We start from the raw sequence: 15340 nt of genomic DNA on the forward strand, positions 1-15340 counted from the left end.
GGCGCCCGTGGCGCGGCCGGGCGCGGGGGCCCCCCCCAATAACGGGTCCCCCCCCCCCGGGCGCGGGGCCGCCCCCCCGCCCCCCCCCGGGGGGCCCCCCCCGCGGGGGGGCCCGCCTCTTTGTGTTGGCCGAGTGCGATCCTGGGGTCGTTCAGGAGCTCAGAACTTGTCCGAACGTGACAAAAACACGCTCGAACGTACTTTGGGCAGCTAGTTGTGGGTCTTGGCGTGCGCCCCGTAGCGTCACCCTCTACCGAGCACGCCACTACAGCCCGGCCAGACCCGGCCGTAACAAAGACACCCCCGGCTTGAGGGCCCCTTGTTGGACCAGTAGTCTCACGGGCGACGTAAGTAACGATTGTCTTACGACGTCGCATTTTGCCGCTGATCTGGGCCTGAACCTCTTCCATTTCCACAACGGGCCGCTACGGTAGTGGCACTCGCCACAGCTACCGGGCGGTAGCAACGGGGCGGACACAAGATGTGACGACAACTTCACCGTGAACTCCAGCTCGCCGCCACCCACCCCCGTCCCCCGCGGGCAGCGCGGCGTCACACCCTGGGTTCGCTACTCGATCATTGGGTTCCGGATTCCCCGGCCTGGACGAAAGGTGACGAGTGGGCGTCGAGATTCGCGTCGAAGGACTGACGAAGTCCTTCGGCAGCCAGACCATCTGGCAGGACGTATCGCTGACTCTGCCCGCAGGAGAGATCTCTGTTCTCCTCGGGCCCTCAGGCACGGGCAAGTCCGTTTTCCTCAAGTCCCTGGTCGGGTTGCTCAAGCCCAATCGCGGTCACATCTGGGTCGGCGACCGGGACCTGCCGTACCTCCCCGAGAGCCAGCTGTACGAGACCCGCAAGCTGTTCGGCGTCCTTTTCCAGGACGGCGCCCTGTTCGGCTCGATGAACCTCTACGACAACATCGCGTTCCCGCTGCGCGAGCACACGAAGAAGTCAGAGTCCGAAGTCAAGCGCATCGTCATGGAGAAGATGGAGCTGGTCGGCCTCATCGGCGCCGAGGGCAAGCTCCCCGGCGAGATCTCCGGCGGTATGAAGAAGCGCGCCGGCCTGGCCCGCGCGCTCGTGCTCGACCCCGAGATCCTGCTGGTCGACGAGCCCGACTCCGGTCTGGACCCGGTCCGCACCGCCTACCTCAACCAGACGATCGTCGACCTGAACGCCGAGCTCAACGCGACGTTCCTCATCGTCACCCACGACATCAACACGGCCCGCACCGTGCCGGACAACATCGGCCTGCTGTTCCGCCGCGAGCTGGTGATGTTCGGCCCGCGCGAGATGCTGCTGTCGAGCGAGGAGCCGGTCGTCCGGCAGTTCCTCAACGCCCGCCGCGTCGGCCCCATCGGCATGTCCGAGGAGAAGGACGTCTCCGAGCTGGAGGCCGAGGCCAAGATGGGCCTGGACGTGGGCAAGCTGCCGCCGATCCCGCCGCAGCAGATGCCCAGCAGCGGCCGCGTCCGCCCGGCGCAGCACGCGCCCGGCGCCTGGTGCGCCGCGCACGGCGTCACGCCGCCGCCCGGCTCGTTCATCGATGACATGGGCCGCAACTGGGTCGAGGAGTGGCCGCGCTACGTCGCGGCCATGAGCAGCCCTGCCGCCCCCGGCCAGCACGTCGCGGGCCAGCAGCCCCCGGGAGCAAGGTACTGATGTCAACTCCTGGTATCGGCGCGAACCAGGGCGGGAGCAAGAAGGCCAAGGGCTCTTCCGGCGCGCTCCAGAAGGTCGGGGACGGCGCGGCGAACATCGCGATCAGGGAACCCGGGCGCTTCTTCGCGTTGTGCCTGGACACCTTCCGCGCGATGTTCGTGTGGCCGTTCCAGTGGCGCGAGTTCGTCCAGCAGGCCTGGTTCATCGTCAGCGTGACCGTGGTGCCGACGATGCTGGTCGCCATCCCGTTCGGCGGCATCCTGTCGCTGCAGGTGGGCGGCCTCATCCGGCAGCTCGGCGCCCAGTCGTTCACCGGTGCGACCGCGGTGGTCGCGATCGTCCGCGAGGCCAGCCCGCTGGTCACCTCGCTGCTGGTCGCGGGCGCCGCGGGCTCGGCCATGTGCGCCGACATCGGCTCGCGCAAGATCCGTGAGGAGATCGACGCGATGGAGGTGCTGGGGATCAATCCCCTGCACCGCCTCGTCGTCCCGCGCATGCTCGCGTGCGCGTTCGTCGCGCTGTTCCTGAACGGCCTGGTGTCGGTGGTCGGCCTGATCGGCGGCTACGTCTTCAACGTCATGCTGCAGGACGGCACCCCCGGCGCGTACCTGGCGTCGTTCAACGCGATCGCGCAGCTGCCCGACCTGTTGCAGGCCGAGTTCAAGGCGTTCGTGTTCGGCATCACCGCGGGACTCGTCGCGGCGTACAAGGGCCTGAACGCGAAGGGCGGCCCGAAGGGCGTGGGCGACGCGGTCAACCAGACCGTCGTCATCACGTTCATGCTGCTCTTCCTCGAGAACTTCGTGATCTCCGCCTTGTACTTCCAGTTCGTCCCCCAGAAGGGCATGTGATGGCTGCCCCCAACAAGACGGGGAAGGCCGCCACCAAGGCGCTGAGCGCCCCCCTCGACCGCCTGGAGGACTTCGGTCACCAGCTGTCGTTCTACGCCCGGGCGTTCGCCTGGTTCTTCCGGGTGCTACGGCGCTACCGCACCGAGGTGCTGCGGCTGCTCGCCGAGGTGAGCCTCGGCACGGGCGGCCTGGCGGTCATCGGCGGCTCGGTGGTGATCGTCGGCTTCATGACGTTCTTCACCGGCAGCCAGGTCGGCCTCCAGGGCTACAACTCCCTGAACCAGATCGGCACGGCCGCGTTCACCGGCTTCGTCGCGTCGTACTTCAACACGCGCGAGATCGCGCCGCTGGTGTCGGCGCTGGCGCTGTCGGCGACGGTGGGCTGTGGCTTCACCGCCCAGCTCGGCGCGATGCGGATCTCCGACGAGATCGACGCGCTGGAGGTCATGGCGGTCCCGTCGATGCCGTTCCTGGTGACGACCCGCCTGATCGCCGGGATGCTCGCGGTGGTCCCGCTCTACATCGTCGGCCTGCTGGCCTCGTACGGCGCCACCCGCGTGGTGGTCACGCTCTTCTACGAGCAGTCGACCGGCACCTACGACCACTATTTCAATCTCTTCCTACCGCCCTATGACATCTTGTGGTCGTTCGGCAAGGTCATCGTCTTCGCGATGCTCGTCATGCTGATCCACTGCTACTACGGCTACAACGCCAGCGGCGGCCCCGCGGGGGTCGGCGTCGCGGTGGGCCGCGCGGTGCGCACCAGCATCGTCGTCATCAACGTGGCCGACCTGCTGCTCGGCATGGCGATCTGGGGAGCCACCACGACCGTACGGATTGCGGGGTGACGGCTCGATGACTCATCCCGGGAGCCCGAACGGCATGTCCCAGCGCCTGCGCTACCAGTTGCTGGGCCTGTCCATGGTGATCGTGGTCGCGCTGCTGCTGGTGCTGACCGTCCTGCTGTTCAACAAGGCGCTCACGCCGGTGGTGAAGGTGAAGGTCGACGCCGAGCGCGCCGGCCTCCAACTGCTGCCGCGGTCGGACGTGAAGGTCCGCGGCCTGATCGTGGGCGAGGTCCGGGGGACGCACGCGACCGCGGACGGCGCCGTGATCGATCTGGCGCTGGATCCCGACAAGGCCAAGCTGATCCCGAACAACGTCCAGGCCCGCCTGATCCCCAAGACGCTGTTCGGCGAGAAGTACGTCGACCTGATGATCCCGGCCCAGGCCGGCTCGCTCGGGCTGCGCAAGGGCCAGACGATCCAGCAGGACCGGACGCAGACCGCGGTCGAGATCGACAGGGTGCTCAACAACCTGCTGCCGCTGCTGCAGGCGGTGCGGCCGGAGAAGCTGAACGCCACGCTCAACGCGCTGTCCACCGCGCTCCAAGGCCGCGGCGACCAGCTCGGACGCAACATCGAGCAGGTCGACGCGCTGCTGAAGAAGCTCAACCCCGAGCTGCCGACGCTGGTGTACGACCTGGACGCGCTGGCCGACACCGCCGACATCTACAGCGACGCGGCGCCGGACCTGCTGCAGACGCTGCGCAACCTCAACGTCACCAACAAGACGATCGCCGACAAGCGGGCCACGATCGAGGAAATCATCCCGATGGTCACCGGCACCGCCCAGAAGGGCGACCGGTTCATGCAGGTCAACGGCCCCAAGATCATCGGCGTCAATGTCGCCAACCGGGCCGGGCTCGCGCTGTTCGCCCGCTACTCGCCGGCCTTCCCCTGCACGGTCGCGGGCATGAGCAAGCTGGCGCCCGAGACCGAGCGGACCGGCGGCGGCGGTGATTCCACGACGTTCAACCTCACGGTCGAGATCGTCAAGCCGCGGCCGGCGTACAAGTACCCGCTGGACCTGCCCGACCCCAGGGACCATCGCGGGCCGCGCTGCTACAACATGCCCAATCCCAAGATCCCCTTCCCCGACTACCTCGCGCTGGACGGCACCGAGGACGACCTGTGGTGGAAGAACCCCGATCCGCCCAACGAGCCCACGCGCGCCGGCACCCGCGGCCGGGCGGCCTCGGGCGTCTTCCTCGACCCGGGCTCCATGAGCGGCAGGGACCAGATCAAGAACATCGTCGGGCCGATGACGCGGACCCAGGCCGATGAGGTGCCCGACGTGGCGGAGCTGCTGTTCGGCCCGCTCCTGCAGGGATCGGTGGTGACGGTCAAGTGAAGACCACGAGCGCCGCGATCAAGCTCGGCATCTTCGTCGTCCTGACCTCGCTGGTCACCGGCGTGCTGGCGATGACGATCTCCAACGTGCGGTTCGACGACACGCGCAGCTACAAGGCGATCTTCACCGACGTGGCCGGGCTGCTGGAGAAGGACGACGTCCGCGTGGCGGGCGTCCGGGTCGGCCAGGTCGAGAAGATCAAGCTGTACCAGGGCACCAAGGCCGAGGTCACCTTCAGCGTCCAGAAGTCCGGCGTGTTCGAGGCGGGCATCCCCACGTCCACCCAGGTGCAGGCGCGCTACCGCAACCTGATGGGCCAGCGGTACGTGGCGCTGAGCGAGGGGGCGGGCGCGGCCAACGACTACCTGCGTCCCGGCGGCACGATCCCGATCACGCAGACCACGCCGGCGCTGGACCTGACCGTCCTGTTCAACGGGTTCAAGCCGCTGTTCAAGGCCCTGGAGCCCCAGGACGTCAACAAGCTGGCGTACCAGATCGTCCAGACCCTGCAGGGCGAGGGCGGCACGGTCAACAGCCTGCTGTCGCACGTGGCGTCGCTCACCAACACGCTGGCCAACCGGGACCGGGTCATCGGCCAGGTGATCGACAACCTCAACAACGTGCTCGGCACCATCGACCAGCGGCACGACGAGGTCAACCGGCTGATCGGCGACCTGCGCGGGTTCGTGTCCGGGGTGGCCGACGACCGCAAGGCGATCTTCGACTCGGTCGGCGCGCTGAACGACCTGACCGGCACCACCGCGAACCTGCTCAGCGAGGCGCGGCCCGGCCTCAAGAACGACATCGCGGGCCTGCGGACGCTGGCCGCGACGCTGAACCGCAACGACGAGGACCTCGACCGGCTGCTGAAGCGGACGCCCAAGCGCCTGGAGGGGCTGGTCAACATCTCCTCGTACGGCGGCTGGTTCAACATGTACATCTGCGGCCTCGACGCCAAGGTGCGGCTGCCGGGCGGACCGGTCTACCAGACACCGGCGATCGTGAACGACAACGCGAGGTGCAAGTAGATGAGGATCCCCTTCCGGGAACGCAACCCGGTCCCCATCGGGCTTGCCGGCTTCGCCGTCATCATCGTCCTGCTCGTGCTGGCGATGAACCTCGGCAGCATCCCGTTCATCTCGGGCACCAAGACGCACACCGCCGCGTTCGCCGAGGCCGCCGGGCTCAAGCCGGACGAGGAGGTCCGGATCGCCGGCGTCAAGGTCGGCAAGGTCACCGCGACCGAGATCGAGGACGGCCACGTCAAGGTCACCTTCCAGGTGGACAACGGTGTCAGGCTGGGCGACCGGCCCAAGGCCGAGATCAAGATCAAGACGGTGCTGGGCGCGCACTACCTGGCGCTGACCCCGCGCGGCAGCGGCAACCTGTCCAAGCAGATCCCGCTGGCCGACACCGCGACGCCCTTCGAGGTGGTCCCGGCGGTCAGCGAGCTGACCACCCGGCTCCAGAAGATCGACTACCAGCAGGTGGCGAAGTCCTTCGACGTCCTGTCCGACACGTTCGAAAACTCACCGGACGAGATCCGCGCCTCCCTCAAGGGGCTGCGCAGGCTGTCGAGCACCATCGCCTCCCGCGACGAGGAGCTGCACCAGCTGGCCGGCCGGGCCCGGAACGTGTCGCAGCTCCTGGCCGACCGCAACCAGGACTTCGCCAAGCTGATCGAGGACGGCGACAAGATCCTCCAGGCCGTGCAGGCCCGCCGCGCCGTCATCCACCAGCTGCTGATCAACACGGTGTCCCTGTCCCAGCAGATCAACGCGCTGATCAAGGAGAATCAGGCCCAGCTGAAGCCGATGTTGCGGAACCTCTCCGGCGTGACCCAGATCCTGCTGAAGAACCAGCAGAACCTGGACCGCACGATCGAGCTGTTCGCGCCGTTCACGCGGCAGTTCTCCGAGGTCACCGGCAACGGCCGCTGGTTCGACGCCTGGATCCAGAACCTGCTCCCGATCCCCGCCCACATCGAGGACCCGCCGAAGCAGAGCGGCGGGACCGGTGCCCCGAAGAAGAGCGGCGGCCAGAACGGGACGCGGGGCGGCCAGAACGGCGGTCAGAACGGCAACGACAAGGGCAATCCGCTGCCCTTCCTCCCGTGAGCGAGCAGGCAGGTATCCGTGCGTAATTCAGGAACCATCCTCCGGCTCGGCGGCGCGATCCTCGCCGTCGCGGTGCTGGCGGCCGCGCTCGTGCTCGCCCTGCGGGAGCCTGAGCAGCGGTACATGACGGCGTACTTCACCAAGACGGTCGGCCTCTACAAGGGCGCCGACGTGCGCATCCTCGGCATCAAGGTCGGCCGGGTCGAGAGCGTGACCCCGGTCGGCGACTCGGTCAAGGTCGAGCTCAAGTACGACGCCAAGTACAAGGTGCCCGCCACCGCCCAGGCCTGGGTCATCAACCAGACCCTGGTCGCCGACCGCTACGTCCAGCTGGCCCCCGCCTACAAGGCCGGCGCCGTCATGCCGGACAAGTCGACGCTGACCGTCAACCGCACCCACGTCCCGGTCGAGGTCGACGAGATCGGCTCCAGCCTGAACGACCTCAGCAAGGCCCTCGGGCCCGACGGCGCCAACAAGCCCGGCCCGGCCGGGCAGCCGGGTTCCCTGTCCCGGCTGCTGCAGGTCGGCGCCACCACGCTCGAAGGCCAGGGCACCGACATCCGCCAGACGATCAGCGACACCTCCAAGGCGCTCAGCACGCTCAGCGCCGACCGCGAGGACGTCGCCAAGACGATCGAGAACCTGCGGGTGATCACCGGGGCGATGAAGGCCAACGACGCGCAGATCCGGCGGTTCACGGGCCACCTCAACGGGGTGTCCGGGCAGCTGGCGGGGGAGAAGGAGGAGCTCAGCGCCGCGCTGAACACCCTCGGCCCGACACTGCGCAACGTCGAACGCTTCATCAAGGACAACCGCGGCGAGCTGTCGAAGAACGTGCGCCAGCTCGCCCAGATCACCGGCACGCTGGTGAAGCAGAAGGACTCCCTCGCCGAGTTCCTGACGACCGCGCCGCTGGCGATCAACAACACGGCGCGCGCGTACGACCCGATCAGCGGCACCGTCCACCAGCGCGCGGACCTGCGCCAGTTCCACGACCTGGCCGACTGGATCTGCTCGCTGGCGTACTCGGTGGGCACCCCGGCCAAGCAGTGCCTGGACTTCGTCCGCCCCTACAACGGCATCGGCAAGGCGCTGACGGGGCTGAGCCTGGACCTGTCCTGGATCACCGCGCTGACCACGCACTACGACCCCGTGCCGATCCCGCCGGACGCGTACCCGCCGGGCGAGGGCCCGAACACCAAGGGCAGCAGGGGCACCAAGGCCACGAGCCGGCAGACCAGGACCGGCGGCCAGAACACGCACCAGCCTCAGGGCATCAACGGTCTGTTCCCGGGAGGTGGCCAATGAGGCGGCCGTATATCAGGCTCGGCGCCGCGGCCCTCGCGGGAATGACGGCGCTCTCGGGCTGTTCGTTCCGCGGCGTCGACTCGATCCCGCTGCCGGGCGGGCCCGACGTGGGCGACAACCCGCTGACGGTCAAGGTCGAGTTCGCGAACGTGCTCGACCTCGTGCCGCAGTCGGTGGTCAAGGTCAACGACGTCTCGGTGGGCAAGGTCGAGAAGATCGAGCTCGCGGGCCGGACCACCGGCGCGGTCGGCCAGGCGGGCGGCGGCGGCTGGCGCGCGGTGGTCACCGTCAAGGTCCGCCGCGACACCCGGCTGCCGGACAACGCGGTGGCGACCATCGGCCAGACCAGCCTCCTGGGCGAGAAGTTCGTGGCGCTGTCGTCGCCCGCGAACGAGGCGCCGCAGGGCCAGCTGGGCAACAACGACCTGATCCCGCTGGACCGGACGACCCGCAGCGCCGAGATCGAAGAGGTGCTCTCGGCGATGTCGCTGCTGCTCAACGGCGGCGGCCTGGAACAGGTCTCGACGATCACGCGCGAGCTCAACGCCGCCATGGGCGGGCGCGAGGCGACGATCAAGTCGGCGCTGCACCGGGTCGACACGTTCGTGGGAACCCTCGACCGCAACCGGAGCTCGATCGTCCGGGCGATCGACAGCATCGACCGGCTGACCGGCAAGCTGTCGGCCGAGCGCGCGACGATCAACGACACGATCGACAAGGCCGGGCCCGCGGTCGGCATCCTCAACCGCAACCGTGCCGACCTCACCAAGATGCTGGTGTCCCTCGACAAGCTGAGCCGCCGGACGACCGGCGTGATCAGGGCGTCCCAGGAGGACCTGCTGGCCAACCTGCGGGACGTCGACAAGGTCCTGCGGAACCTCAACAAGTCCGGCGACACGCTGCCCAAGACGCTGGAGGCCCTGGTGGCCTTCCCGTTCGCGCCGTCGTTCAACGACGTGATCAAGGGCGACTACGGCAACATCCGGCTCACGGTCGACCTGGACATGGAGAGCCTCGCCCGCAACCTTCTCGGCGGCACCGACCTCGAAGGACTGCTCAACAGCGGCAAGGGCATGCGCAGCCTCCTCAAGGTCCCGAACCTGACGCTCCCGCAGTCGCCGCTGGGCGTCCTGCCGAACATGCCGGGTGACACCTCCGGCGGCGGTCTCCCCGGGCTTCCCGGCCTGAACGGCGGCCAGAACGGCCAGAACGGCGGCCAGAACGGTGGCAAGACCGGCGGGCAGACGGGCGGCAACACCAACGGAAAGCCCCGTTCGATGGGCCGGTCCGATCTGGAGGCGTTGATGACGGGGGGCCTCTCATGATCCTCAAACGAGGCGTCAAGATCCAGCTGGTCGTCTTCGCGATCGTCACGATCCTCGGCGTCAGCATCGTCGCGGTGAACTACCTCAAGATCGGCGCGGGCCTGCTGGGCCGCCAGTACACCGCCTACGTCGATCTGAGCGACTCCGGCGGCGTCTTCACCAACGCCGAGGTCACCTACCGCGGCGTGGCCGTCGGCCGGGTCGGCCCCATCCAGCTCACCCAGGACGGCATCAAGGTCAAGCTGCAACTGGAGCGCGGCAAGCGCATCCCGCGCGAGGGCACCGCGGCCGTCGTGGCCAACCGGTCGGCCGTCGGCGAGCAGTACATCGACCTCCAGCCGAGCAAGAACACCGGGCCCTACCTCGATCAGGGCGACCCGTACACGATCCCGCGGCAGCTCACCCGGCTGCCCGTGTCGACCGCGGAGCTGCTGCGCAACGTCGACAAGCTCGTGGGCTCGGTCAACCCGAAGGACCTCCGCACCATCGTCGACGAGCTGGACAAGGCGTTCGCCGGCTCCGGCACGGACCTGCAGAAGATCCTCGACGACACCGACCGGCTGCTGAAGACCGCCGACGCGGCCTATCCCGACACCAAGCAGCTGCTGGACAACAGCCGGACCGTCCTCGACACCCAGCGCTCGCAGGGCGCCGACATCAAGGGGTTCGCGCGCAACCTGAACGAGCTGACCACGCAGCTCCGCCAGGACGACCCCGCGCTGCGGGCCACGCTCGACGCCACCCCGGGCGCGGTCGACCAGGTCGACAAGACGATCGACGACCTGTCGCCGACGCTGCCGGTGCTGCTGGCCAACCTGACCACGACGGGCCAGATCATCACCTCCCGCCAGGCCGGGCTGCGCTCGCTGTTCATCCTCTATCCCGTGGCGGTCGCCGGTAACTTCACCGTGATGCCCGGCGACGGCACCCAGCACCTGGGGCTGGCGCTCAACATCGACTCGCCGCCGCCGTGCACCAAGGGCTACGAGAAGGTGCAGCGCCGCTGGCCGCAGGACACCAAGTCCAAGAAGCCGCGCCTGGACGTGGGGTGCAAGGCGCCGAACAGCTCGCCCACCGACGTCCGCGGCTCCCGGAACGTCCCCAAGTCCTCCCTCACCAAGCCGCCGGCGCTCCCGCCGGGCGCGACCGACGGCGCCGGTTTCCCCGAGGGCGGCGCGTCCGGAGCCAAGGCCAAGGCCGACCAGCGGCACGCGTCGGTCGGGGCGAACGCGCAGGCCACAGGTTCGAACCCGAACCAGGTCTTCATTCCGTTCCCGTCCAGGTCAGTCGAACTCGCCGGGTACGATCCAGCGACCGGCGCGGTCTATGGGCCGGACGGCAAGCGCTACGCGATGCCCACGACCGCGGGATCCCGTCAGTTGGGAGAAGAAGCCTCGTGGAAGTGGCTCCTGCTCGGGCCGTTGGCGCAGTGAGGGTGACGGTCCAGTGAACGAGAAGACCTCCAGGCTCACGACGCTGGTCCTCGGCGTGCTCGTGATCGGGCTCGCCGTGGCCGTCACCTGGGCAGGCGTGGTCGTCTGGCAGAAGAAGGGCGACGCCGACCAGCGGGCCAAGGCCGTCCAGGCCGCCCGCCAGATGGGCGTCAACCTCATGACCGTCGACCACGCCAGCGCCCAGAAGGACTTGGACCGGATGCTCGCCGGCACGACCGGCGATCTGAAGAACCAGCTCGCCACCCAGTCCAAGGTCTTCATCGACTCCGTGACCAAGGCCCAGACCAAGTCCACCGTCAGCCAGGTGGACGCGGCCGTGGTCTCGATCGACGGCGACTCCGCCGAGGTCATGGTCTCCCTGAACGGCATGGTCACCAACCCCAAGGTCCCCGGTGGCGTGACCAGGCCCTACCGGTACCTGATGGATCTGACCAAGTCCGGTGACCGCTGGCTGGTGTCGAAGTTGGAGATGGTCCCGTAATGGCCAAGAACGCCGCCGCGACCCCCGCCGAGCGGGCCCGCGAGGCGGAACGCCGCGCCCGGCTGGCCGAAGAGGCCGCCGAACGGGCCCGGAAGGCCGCCGAACTCGCTCAGGAGGCCGCCGCCGCTGCCGCGGCCGCCGAAGCGGCCGAGGCCGAAGCGGAGGCCGCGATGGCCGAAGCCGAGGCGGAGACCGCCGAGGCCGAAGCCGCCTCCGCAAGGGCCGAAGTCACCGGCGAGCCCAACGGCACGAGCCCCACCACGCCGGACTCCACAACGGAGCCCATGCCCGACCCAGGTAAAGGCAGTGTGGCGTCCAAGCCAGACGCCACCAAGCCCGAGGCGGACGAGACCGCCGACGCGGCCGAAGACACGCCCAAGACAGGCGACGAATCCGTCGTCTCTGGCGCTGCGAAGGCCGTCGCGAGCAAGGGCAGCACGGCGTCCAAGGCCGAAGGGGACGAGACCTCCGGCACGACGGAGGCTGAGGACACCACCGAGCCGGGCGACGCGGCCAAGGCTGAGACCGGCGGCGTGGCCAAGGCCGCCGTCAAGGTCGGCGATGCCGACGTGGACGGCGATGCGGCGGAGGGTGATGAGGCGGCGGCGGATGCCGTCGTGGCCAAGACCGGCCGCAAGTCCAGGTTCGGCCGTAAGGCCAAGTCCGGCAAGGGCGAGACCGATGGGGACGCAGAGGACGCTGAGGCGGCTTCTGAGGCGTCCGCAACAGAAGTGGGTGCTGAGGCTGACGACGCCACGGCGGACGCTGAGAGCGACGCTGAGGCCGATTCAGACGGTGAAAGCGGCGCAGAGCCGGTCACTCTGAAAAAGGGCGGCGCGTCCAAGGCATCGGCGGATGAGTCGGACGATTCTGCCAAGCGCGGTTCCAGGGTGCCGGTGCTGGCCATCGTGTTCGCCGTGCTCGCGGTGGCGTTGTCGGTGGGCGTGGTGATGCTGGGGCTGAACGTCCGGGAGCGGAGCGAGACCGAGCAGGCCACCCGGCAGGCGACGTTCGCGGCCTCCAGGGCGGCGCAGGACCTGTCCTCGTTCGACTACCGGACGCTCGACGACGACTTCAAGAGCGCCTCAGCCCAGACCACCGGGAAGCTTCGTTCGGACTACGACAAGCTCGCCCAGTCGCTGCGGACGACCGCCGCCGGCCAGCAGGCCGTGGCCACCACGACGATCCTCAAGGTGGGCGCGATCAGCGCCTCGCCGAAGAAGGTCGTGGTGCTCGTCTACGCCAACCGGTCCACGGCGAAGAACACCGACAAGGAGAAGACGCTCCCCGAGTCCCTGCGCATGAAGATGACCATGCTCAAGGTGGGGGACAAGTGGCTCGCCTCCGAACTGACGGTGATCTCCTAGCCGGCACCGGCGACTCGCCCGGACCCCGTCGAGCGGCCACCCTGCGGGGGTGGTCGCTCGGCCCGTCTCAGGCCCCTGGAGAGGCCCCTGTACAGGGGCTACTCGCGAGTAAGGGCGGGAACCTTAAACTATGGCGTTCCTCACTGCAGGTCAGAGCCCGAAAAGTCCATGTCCGCTCTTGACTCTTGGGCCTTCAGGGGCGATGCTCCAAGGCAACTGTGATGCATACTGCGGCGCTAGAGTTGCGAGCGGTGTGGTGGTCGGCTACACTGCCCCTTTGCGCTGCCCTTTGACTATCCTCGTGTGAGAGCAACCCTGCCTGGGCCCGTTTTGGGGTCTTCTGAGCCAGTCTCGCACCTGGATCGTCTGGCGTGCGTGTCGTCAGTTACGCCGCGAGCCCTCGGAAGGACCACCTCTTGGCAGCCTCGCGCAACGCCTCGAATACCGCAACCGGTCCGAACCGCGTCTCCTTCGCGCGCATCAAGGAGCCGCTCGAAGTCCCGGACCTCCTTGCTCTGCAGACCAACTCTTTTGACTGGCTGCTGGGTAATGAGAGGTGGAAGGCCCGGGTCGAGGCGGCCCAGAAGGCCGGAAGTAAGAGTGTCCCGACGCAGTCGGGGCTGGAAGAGATTTTCGAAGAGATCAGTCCGATTGAGGACTTCTCGGGGACCATGTCGTTGTCGTTCCGGGATCATCGGTTCGAGCCGCCCAAGTACTCCGTGGAGGAGTGCAAGGACAAGGACATGACCTACTCCGCGCCGATGTTCGTGACGGCGGAGTTCATCAACAACACCACCGGTGAGATCAAGAGCCAGACGGTGTTCATGGGCGACTTCCCGCTCATGACCCCCAAGGGCACGTTCATCATCAACGGCACCGAGCGCGTCGTCGTCTCGCAGCTGGTCCGTTCACCCGGCGTCTACTTCGACCGCGCCCTCGACAAGGCTTCGGACAAGGACATCTACGGCTGCCGGGTCATCCCCAGCCGTGGTGCCTGGCTGGAGTTCGAGATCGACAAGCGCGACAACGTCGGCGTCCGCATCGACCGCAAGCGCAAGCAGCCCGTCACCGTGCTGCTCAAGGCCCTCGGCTGGGACGAGGCCCGCATCCGCGAGCACTTCGGCGGATATGAGTCGATCAACGTCACGCTGGAGAAGGACCACACCTCCGGCCAGGACGACGCGCTGCTGGACATCTACCGCAAGCTGCGTCCGGGTGAGCCGCCGACCAAGGAGTCGGCCCAGACGCTGCTGGAGAATCTGTACTTCAATCCCAAGCGGTATGACGTCGCCAAGGTCGGCCGTTACAAGATCAACAAGAAGCTCGGTCTGGACCTGGACATGAACCAGGGCACCCTGACCGAGGACGACATCGTCGGCACCATCGAATACCTCGTCCGGCTGCACGCCGGTGAGGAAGAGGCCACCGTCGGCGCCGTCCCCGTGCCGGTCGAGGTCGACGACATCGACCACTTCGGCAACCGGCGCCTGCGCACCGTCGGCGAGCTCATCCAGAACCAGGTCCGTTTGGGTCTGGCGCGGATGGAGCGGGTCGTCCGGGAGCGGATGACCACCCAGGACGTCGAGGCGATCACGCCGCAGACGTTGATCAACATCCGCCCGGTCGTGGCCTCCATCAAGGAGTTCTTCGGCACCAGCCAGCTGTCCCAGTTCATGGACCAGACCAATCCTCTCGCGGGCCTGACGCACAAGCGTCGCCTCTCCGCGCTGGGCCCCGGTGGTCTGTCGCGTGAGCGGGCGGGCATGGAGGTGCGTGACGTTCACCCCTCGCACTACGGCCGCATGTGCCCGATCGAGACGCCTGAGGGCCCCAACATCGGCCTGATCGGGTCGCTGGCGGCGTTCGGCCGGGTCAACCCGTTCGGTTTCGTCGAGACCCCCTACCGCAAGGTCGAGGGCGGCGTCGTCACCGACCAGATCGACTACCTGACGGCGGACGAGGAAGACCGCTTCGTCGTCGCGCAGGCCAACTCGCTGCTCAACGACGACGGCACGTTCGTCGAGCAGAAGGTCCTGGTCCGCAAGAAGGGCGGCGAGGTCGAGCTGATCCCGCCGAACGAGGTCCAGTACATGGACGTCTCGGCGCGGCAGATGACCTCGGTCGCGACGGCGATGATTCCGTTCCTGGAGCATGACGACGCCAACCGGGCGTTGATGGGTTCCAACATGCAGCGCCAGTCGGTGCCGTTGCTGCGCAGCGAGGCGCCGCTGGTGGGTACCGGCATGGAGTACCGCGCCGCCGTCGACGCCGGTGACGTCATCACCGCCGAGAAGGCCGGCGTGGTCGAAGAGGTGTCCGCCGACTACGTGACCGTCATGAACGACGACGGCACCCGGACCACCTACCGGGTCGCCAAGTTCAAGCGCTCCAACCAGGGCACCTGCTTCAACCAGAAGCCCATCGTCGAAGAGGGCCAGCGGGTCGAGTTCGGGCAGGTCGTCGCCGACGGCCCCTGCACCGACCAGGGCGAGATGGCGCTGGGCAAGAACCTTCTGGTGGCGTTCATGCCGTGGGAGGGTCACAACTACGAAGACGCGATCATCCTCAGCCAGCGGCTG

The 15340-nt window shown here is 68.0% G+C and carries 12 protein-coding genes; all 12 read left to right on the plus strand.

Annotated features, from left to right (window positions below; translation table 11 throughout):
- Positions 1-618: 618 nt before the first annotated feature.
- Positions 619-1665, plus strand: a complete 1047-nt coding sequence (locus ACGFNU_RS07155; RefSeq protein ID WP_392590938.1) for an ABC transporter ATP-binding protein — start codon at positions 619-621, stop codon at positions 1663-1665.
- Positions 1666-1817: 152 nt separating this feature from the next.
- Positions 1818-2516, plus strand: coding sequence for an MlaE family ABC transporter permease (locus ACGFNU_RS07160; RefSeq protein ID WP_392591038.1), 699 nt, complete (start codon positions 1818-1820; stop codon positions 2514-2516).
- Positions 2516-3364, plus strand: a complete 849-nt coding sequence (locus tag ACGFNU_RS07165) for an MlaE family ABC transporter permease (protein WP_392590940.1) — start codon at positions 2516-2518, stop codon at positions 3362-3364. The genes ACGFNU_RS07160 and ACGFNU_RS07165 overlap by 1 nt, the downstream gene beginning before the upstream one ends.
- A gap of 7 nt (positions 3365-3371) precedes the next feature.
- Positions 3372-4709 carry an MCE family protein gene (locus ACGFNU_RS07170; RefSeq protein WP_392590941.1) on the plus strand — a complete coding sequence of 446 codons (1338 nt, stop codon included), beginning with the start codon at positions 3372-3374 and terminating at the stop codon, positions 4707-4709.
- A complete protein-coding gene (locus ACGFNU_RS07175) occupies positions 4706-5737 on the plus strand; it encodes an MCE family protein (protein WP_392590943.1) in 1032 nt (343 codons plus the stop codon). Before ACGFNU_RS07170 ends, ACGFNU_RS07175 begins: the two co-directional genes overlap by 4 nt.
- Positions 5738-6826 carry an MCE family protein gene (locus ACGFNU_RS07180; RefSeq protein WP_392590945.1) on the plus strand — a complete coding sequence of 363 codons (1089 nt, stop codon included), beginning with the start codon at positions 5738-5740 and terminating at the stop codon, positions 6824-6826.
- An 18-nt stretch (positions 6827-6844) separates the two neighbouring features.
- Complete coding sequence (locus ACGFNU_RS07185) at positions 6845-8134, plus strand: MCE family protein (RefSeq protein WP_392590946.1); 1290 nt, start codon at positions 6845-6847, stop codon at positions 8132-8134.
- Entirely contained in the window at positions 8131-9459 is a 1329-nt protein-coding gene (locus ACGFNU_RS07190) for an MCE family protein (RefSeq protein WP_392590948.1), read from the plus strand. The genes ACGFNU_RS07185 and ACGFNU_RS07190 overlap by 4 nt, the downstream gene beginning before the upstream one ends.
- Positions 9456-10892, plus strand: a complete 1437-nt coding sequence (locus ACGFNU_RS07195) for an MCE family protein (RefSeq protein ID WP_392590949.1) — start codon at positions 9456-9458, stop codon at positions 10890-10892. Before ACGFNU_RS07190 ends, ACGFNU_RS07195 begins: the two co-directional genes overlap by 4 nt.
- Positions 10893-10905: 13 nt before the next feature.
- A complete protein-coding gene (locus ACGFNU_RS07200) occupies positions 10906-11394 on the plus strand; it encodes a hypothetical protein (RefSeq protein WP_392590950.1) in 489 nt (162 codons plus the stop codon).
- The gene (locus tag ACGFNU_RS07205; protein ID WP_392590952.1) at positions 11394-12761 is read left to right on the plus strand and encodes a hypothetical protein; all 1368 of its coding nucleotides are present in this window, start codon (positions 11394-11396) and stop codon (positions 12759-12761) included. Before ACGFNU_RS07200 ends, ACGFNU_RS07205 begins: the two co-directional genes overlap by 1 nt.
- Positions 12762-13177: 416 nt before the next feature.
- Positions 13178-15340: DNA-directed RNA polymerase subunit beta (locus ACGFNU_RS07210; protein WP_392590953.1), on the plus strand; the 2163-nt coding region annotated here is incomplete at its 3' end.

The sequence above is a fragment of the Spirillospora sp. NPDC048911 genome (assembly GCF_043198015.1).
In the GTDB taxonomy this organism is placed as follows: Bacteria; Actinomycetota; Actinomycetes; order Streptosporangiales; family Streptosporangiaceae; genus Spirillospora.

Excerpts from the sequence above, each read along its gene's own strand:
- ACGFNU_RS07165 (WP_392590940.1), top strand. The coding sequence starts at position 2,516 with ATGGCTGCCCCCAACAAGACGGGGAAGGCCGCCACCAAGGCGCTGAGC.
- ACGFNU_RS07170 (WP_392590941.1), top strand. The coding sequence starts at position 3,372 with ATGACTCATCCCGGGAGCCCGAACGGCATGTCCCAGCGCCTGCGCTAC.
- ACGFNU_RS07195 (WP_392590949.1), top strand. The coding sequence starts at position 9,456 with ATGATCCTCAAACGAGGCGTCAAGATCCAGCTGGTCGTCTTCGCGATC.
- ACGFNU_RS07190 (WP_392590948.1), top strand. The coding sequence starts at position 8,131 with ATGAGGCGGCCGTATATCAGGCTCGGCGCCGCGGCCCTCGCGGGAATG.
- ACGFNU_RS07205 (WP_392590952.1), top strand. The coding sequence starts at position 11,394 with ATGGCCAAGAACGCCGCCGCGACCCCCGCCGAGCGGGCCCGCGAGGCG.
- ACGFNU_RS07160 (WP_392591038.1), top strand. The coding sequence starts at position 1,818 with ATGTTCGTGTGGCCGTTCCAGTGGCGCGAGTTCGTCCAGCAGGCCTGG.
- ACGFNU_RS07180 (WP_392590945.1), top strand. The coding sequence starts at position 5,738 with ATGAGGATCCCCTTCCGGGAACGCAACCCGGTCCCCATCGGGCTTGCC.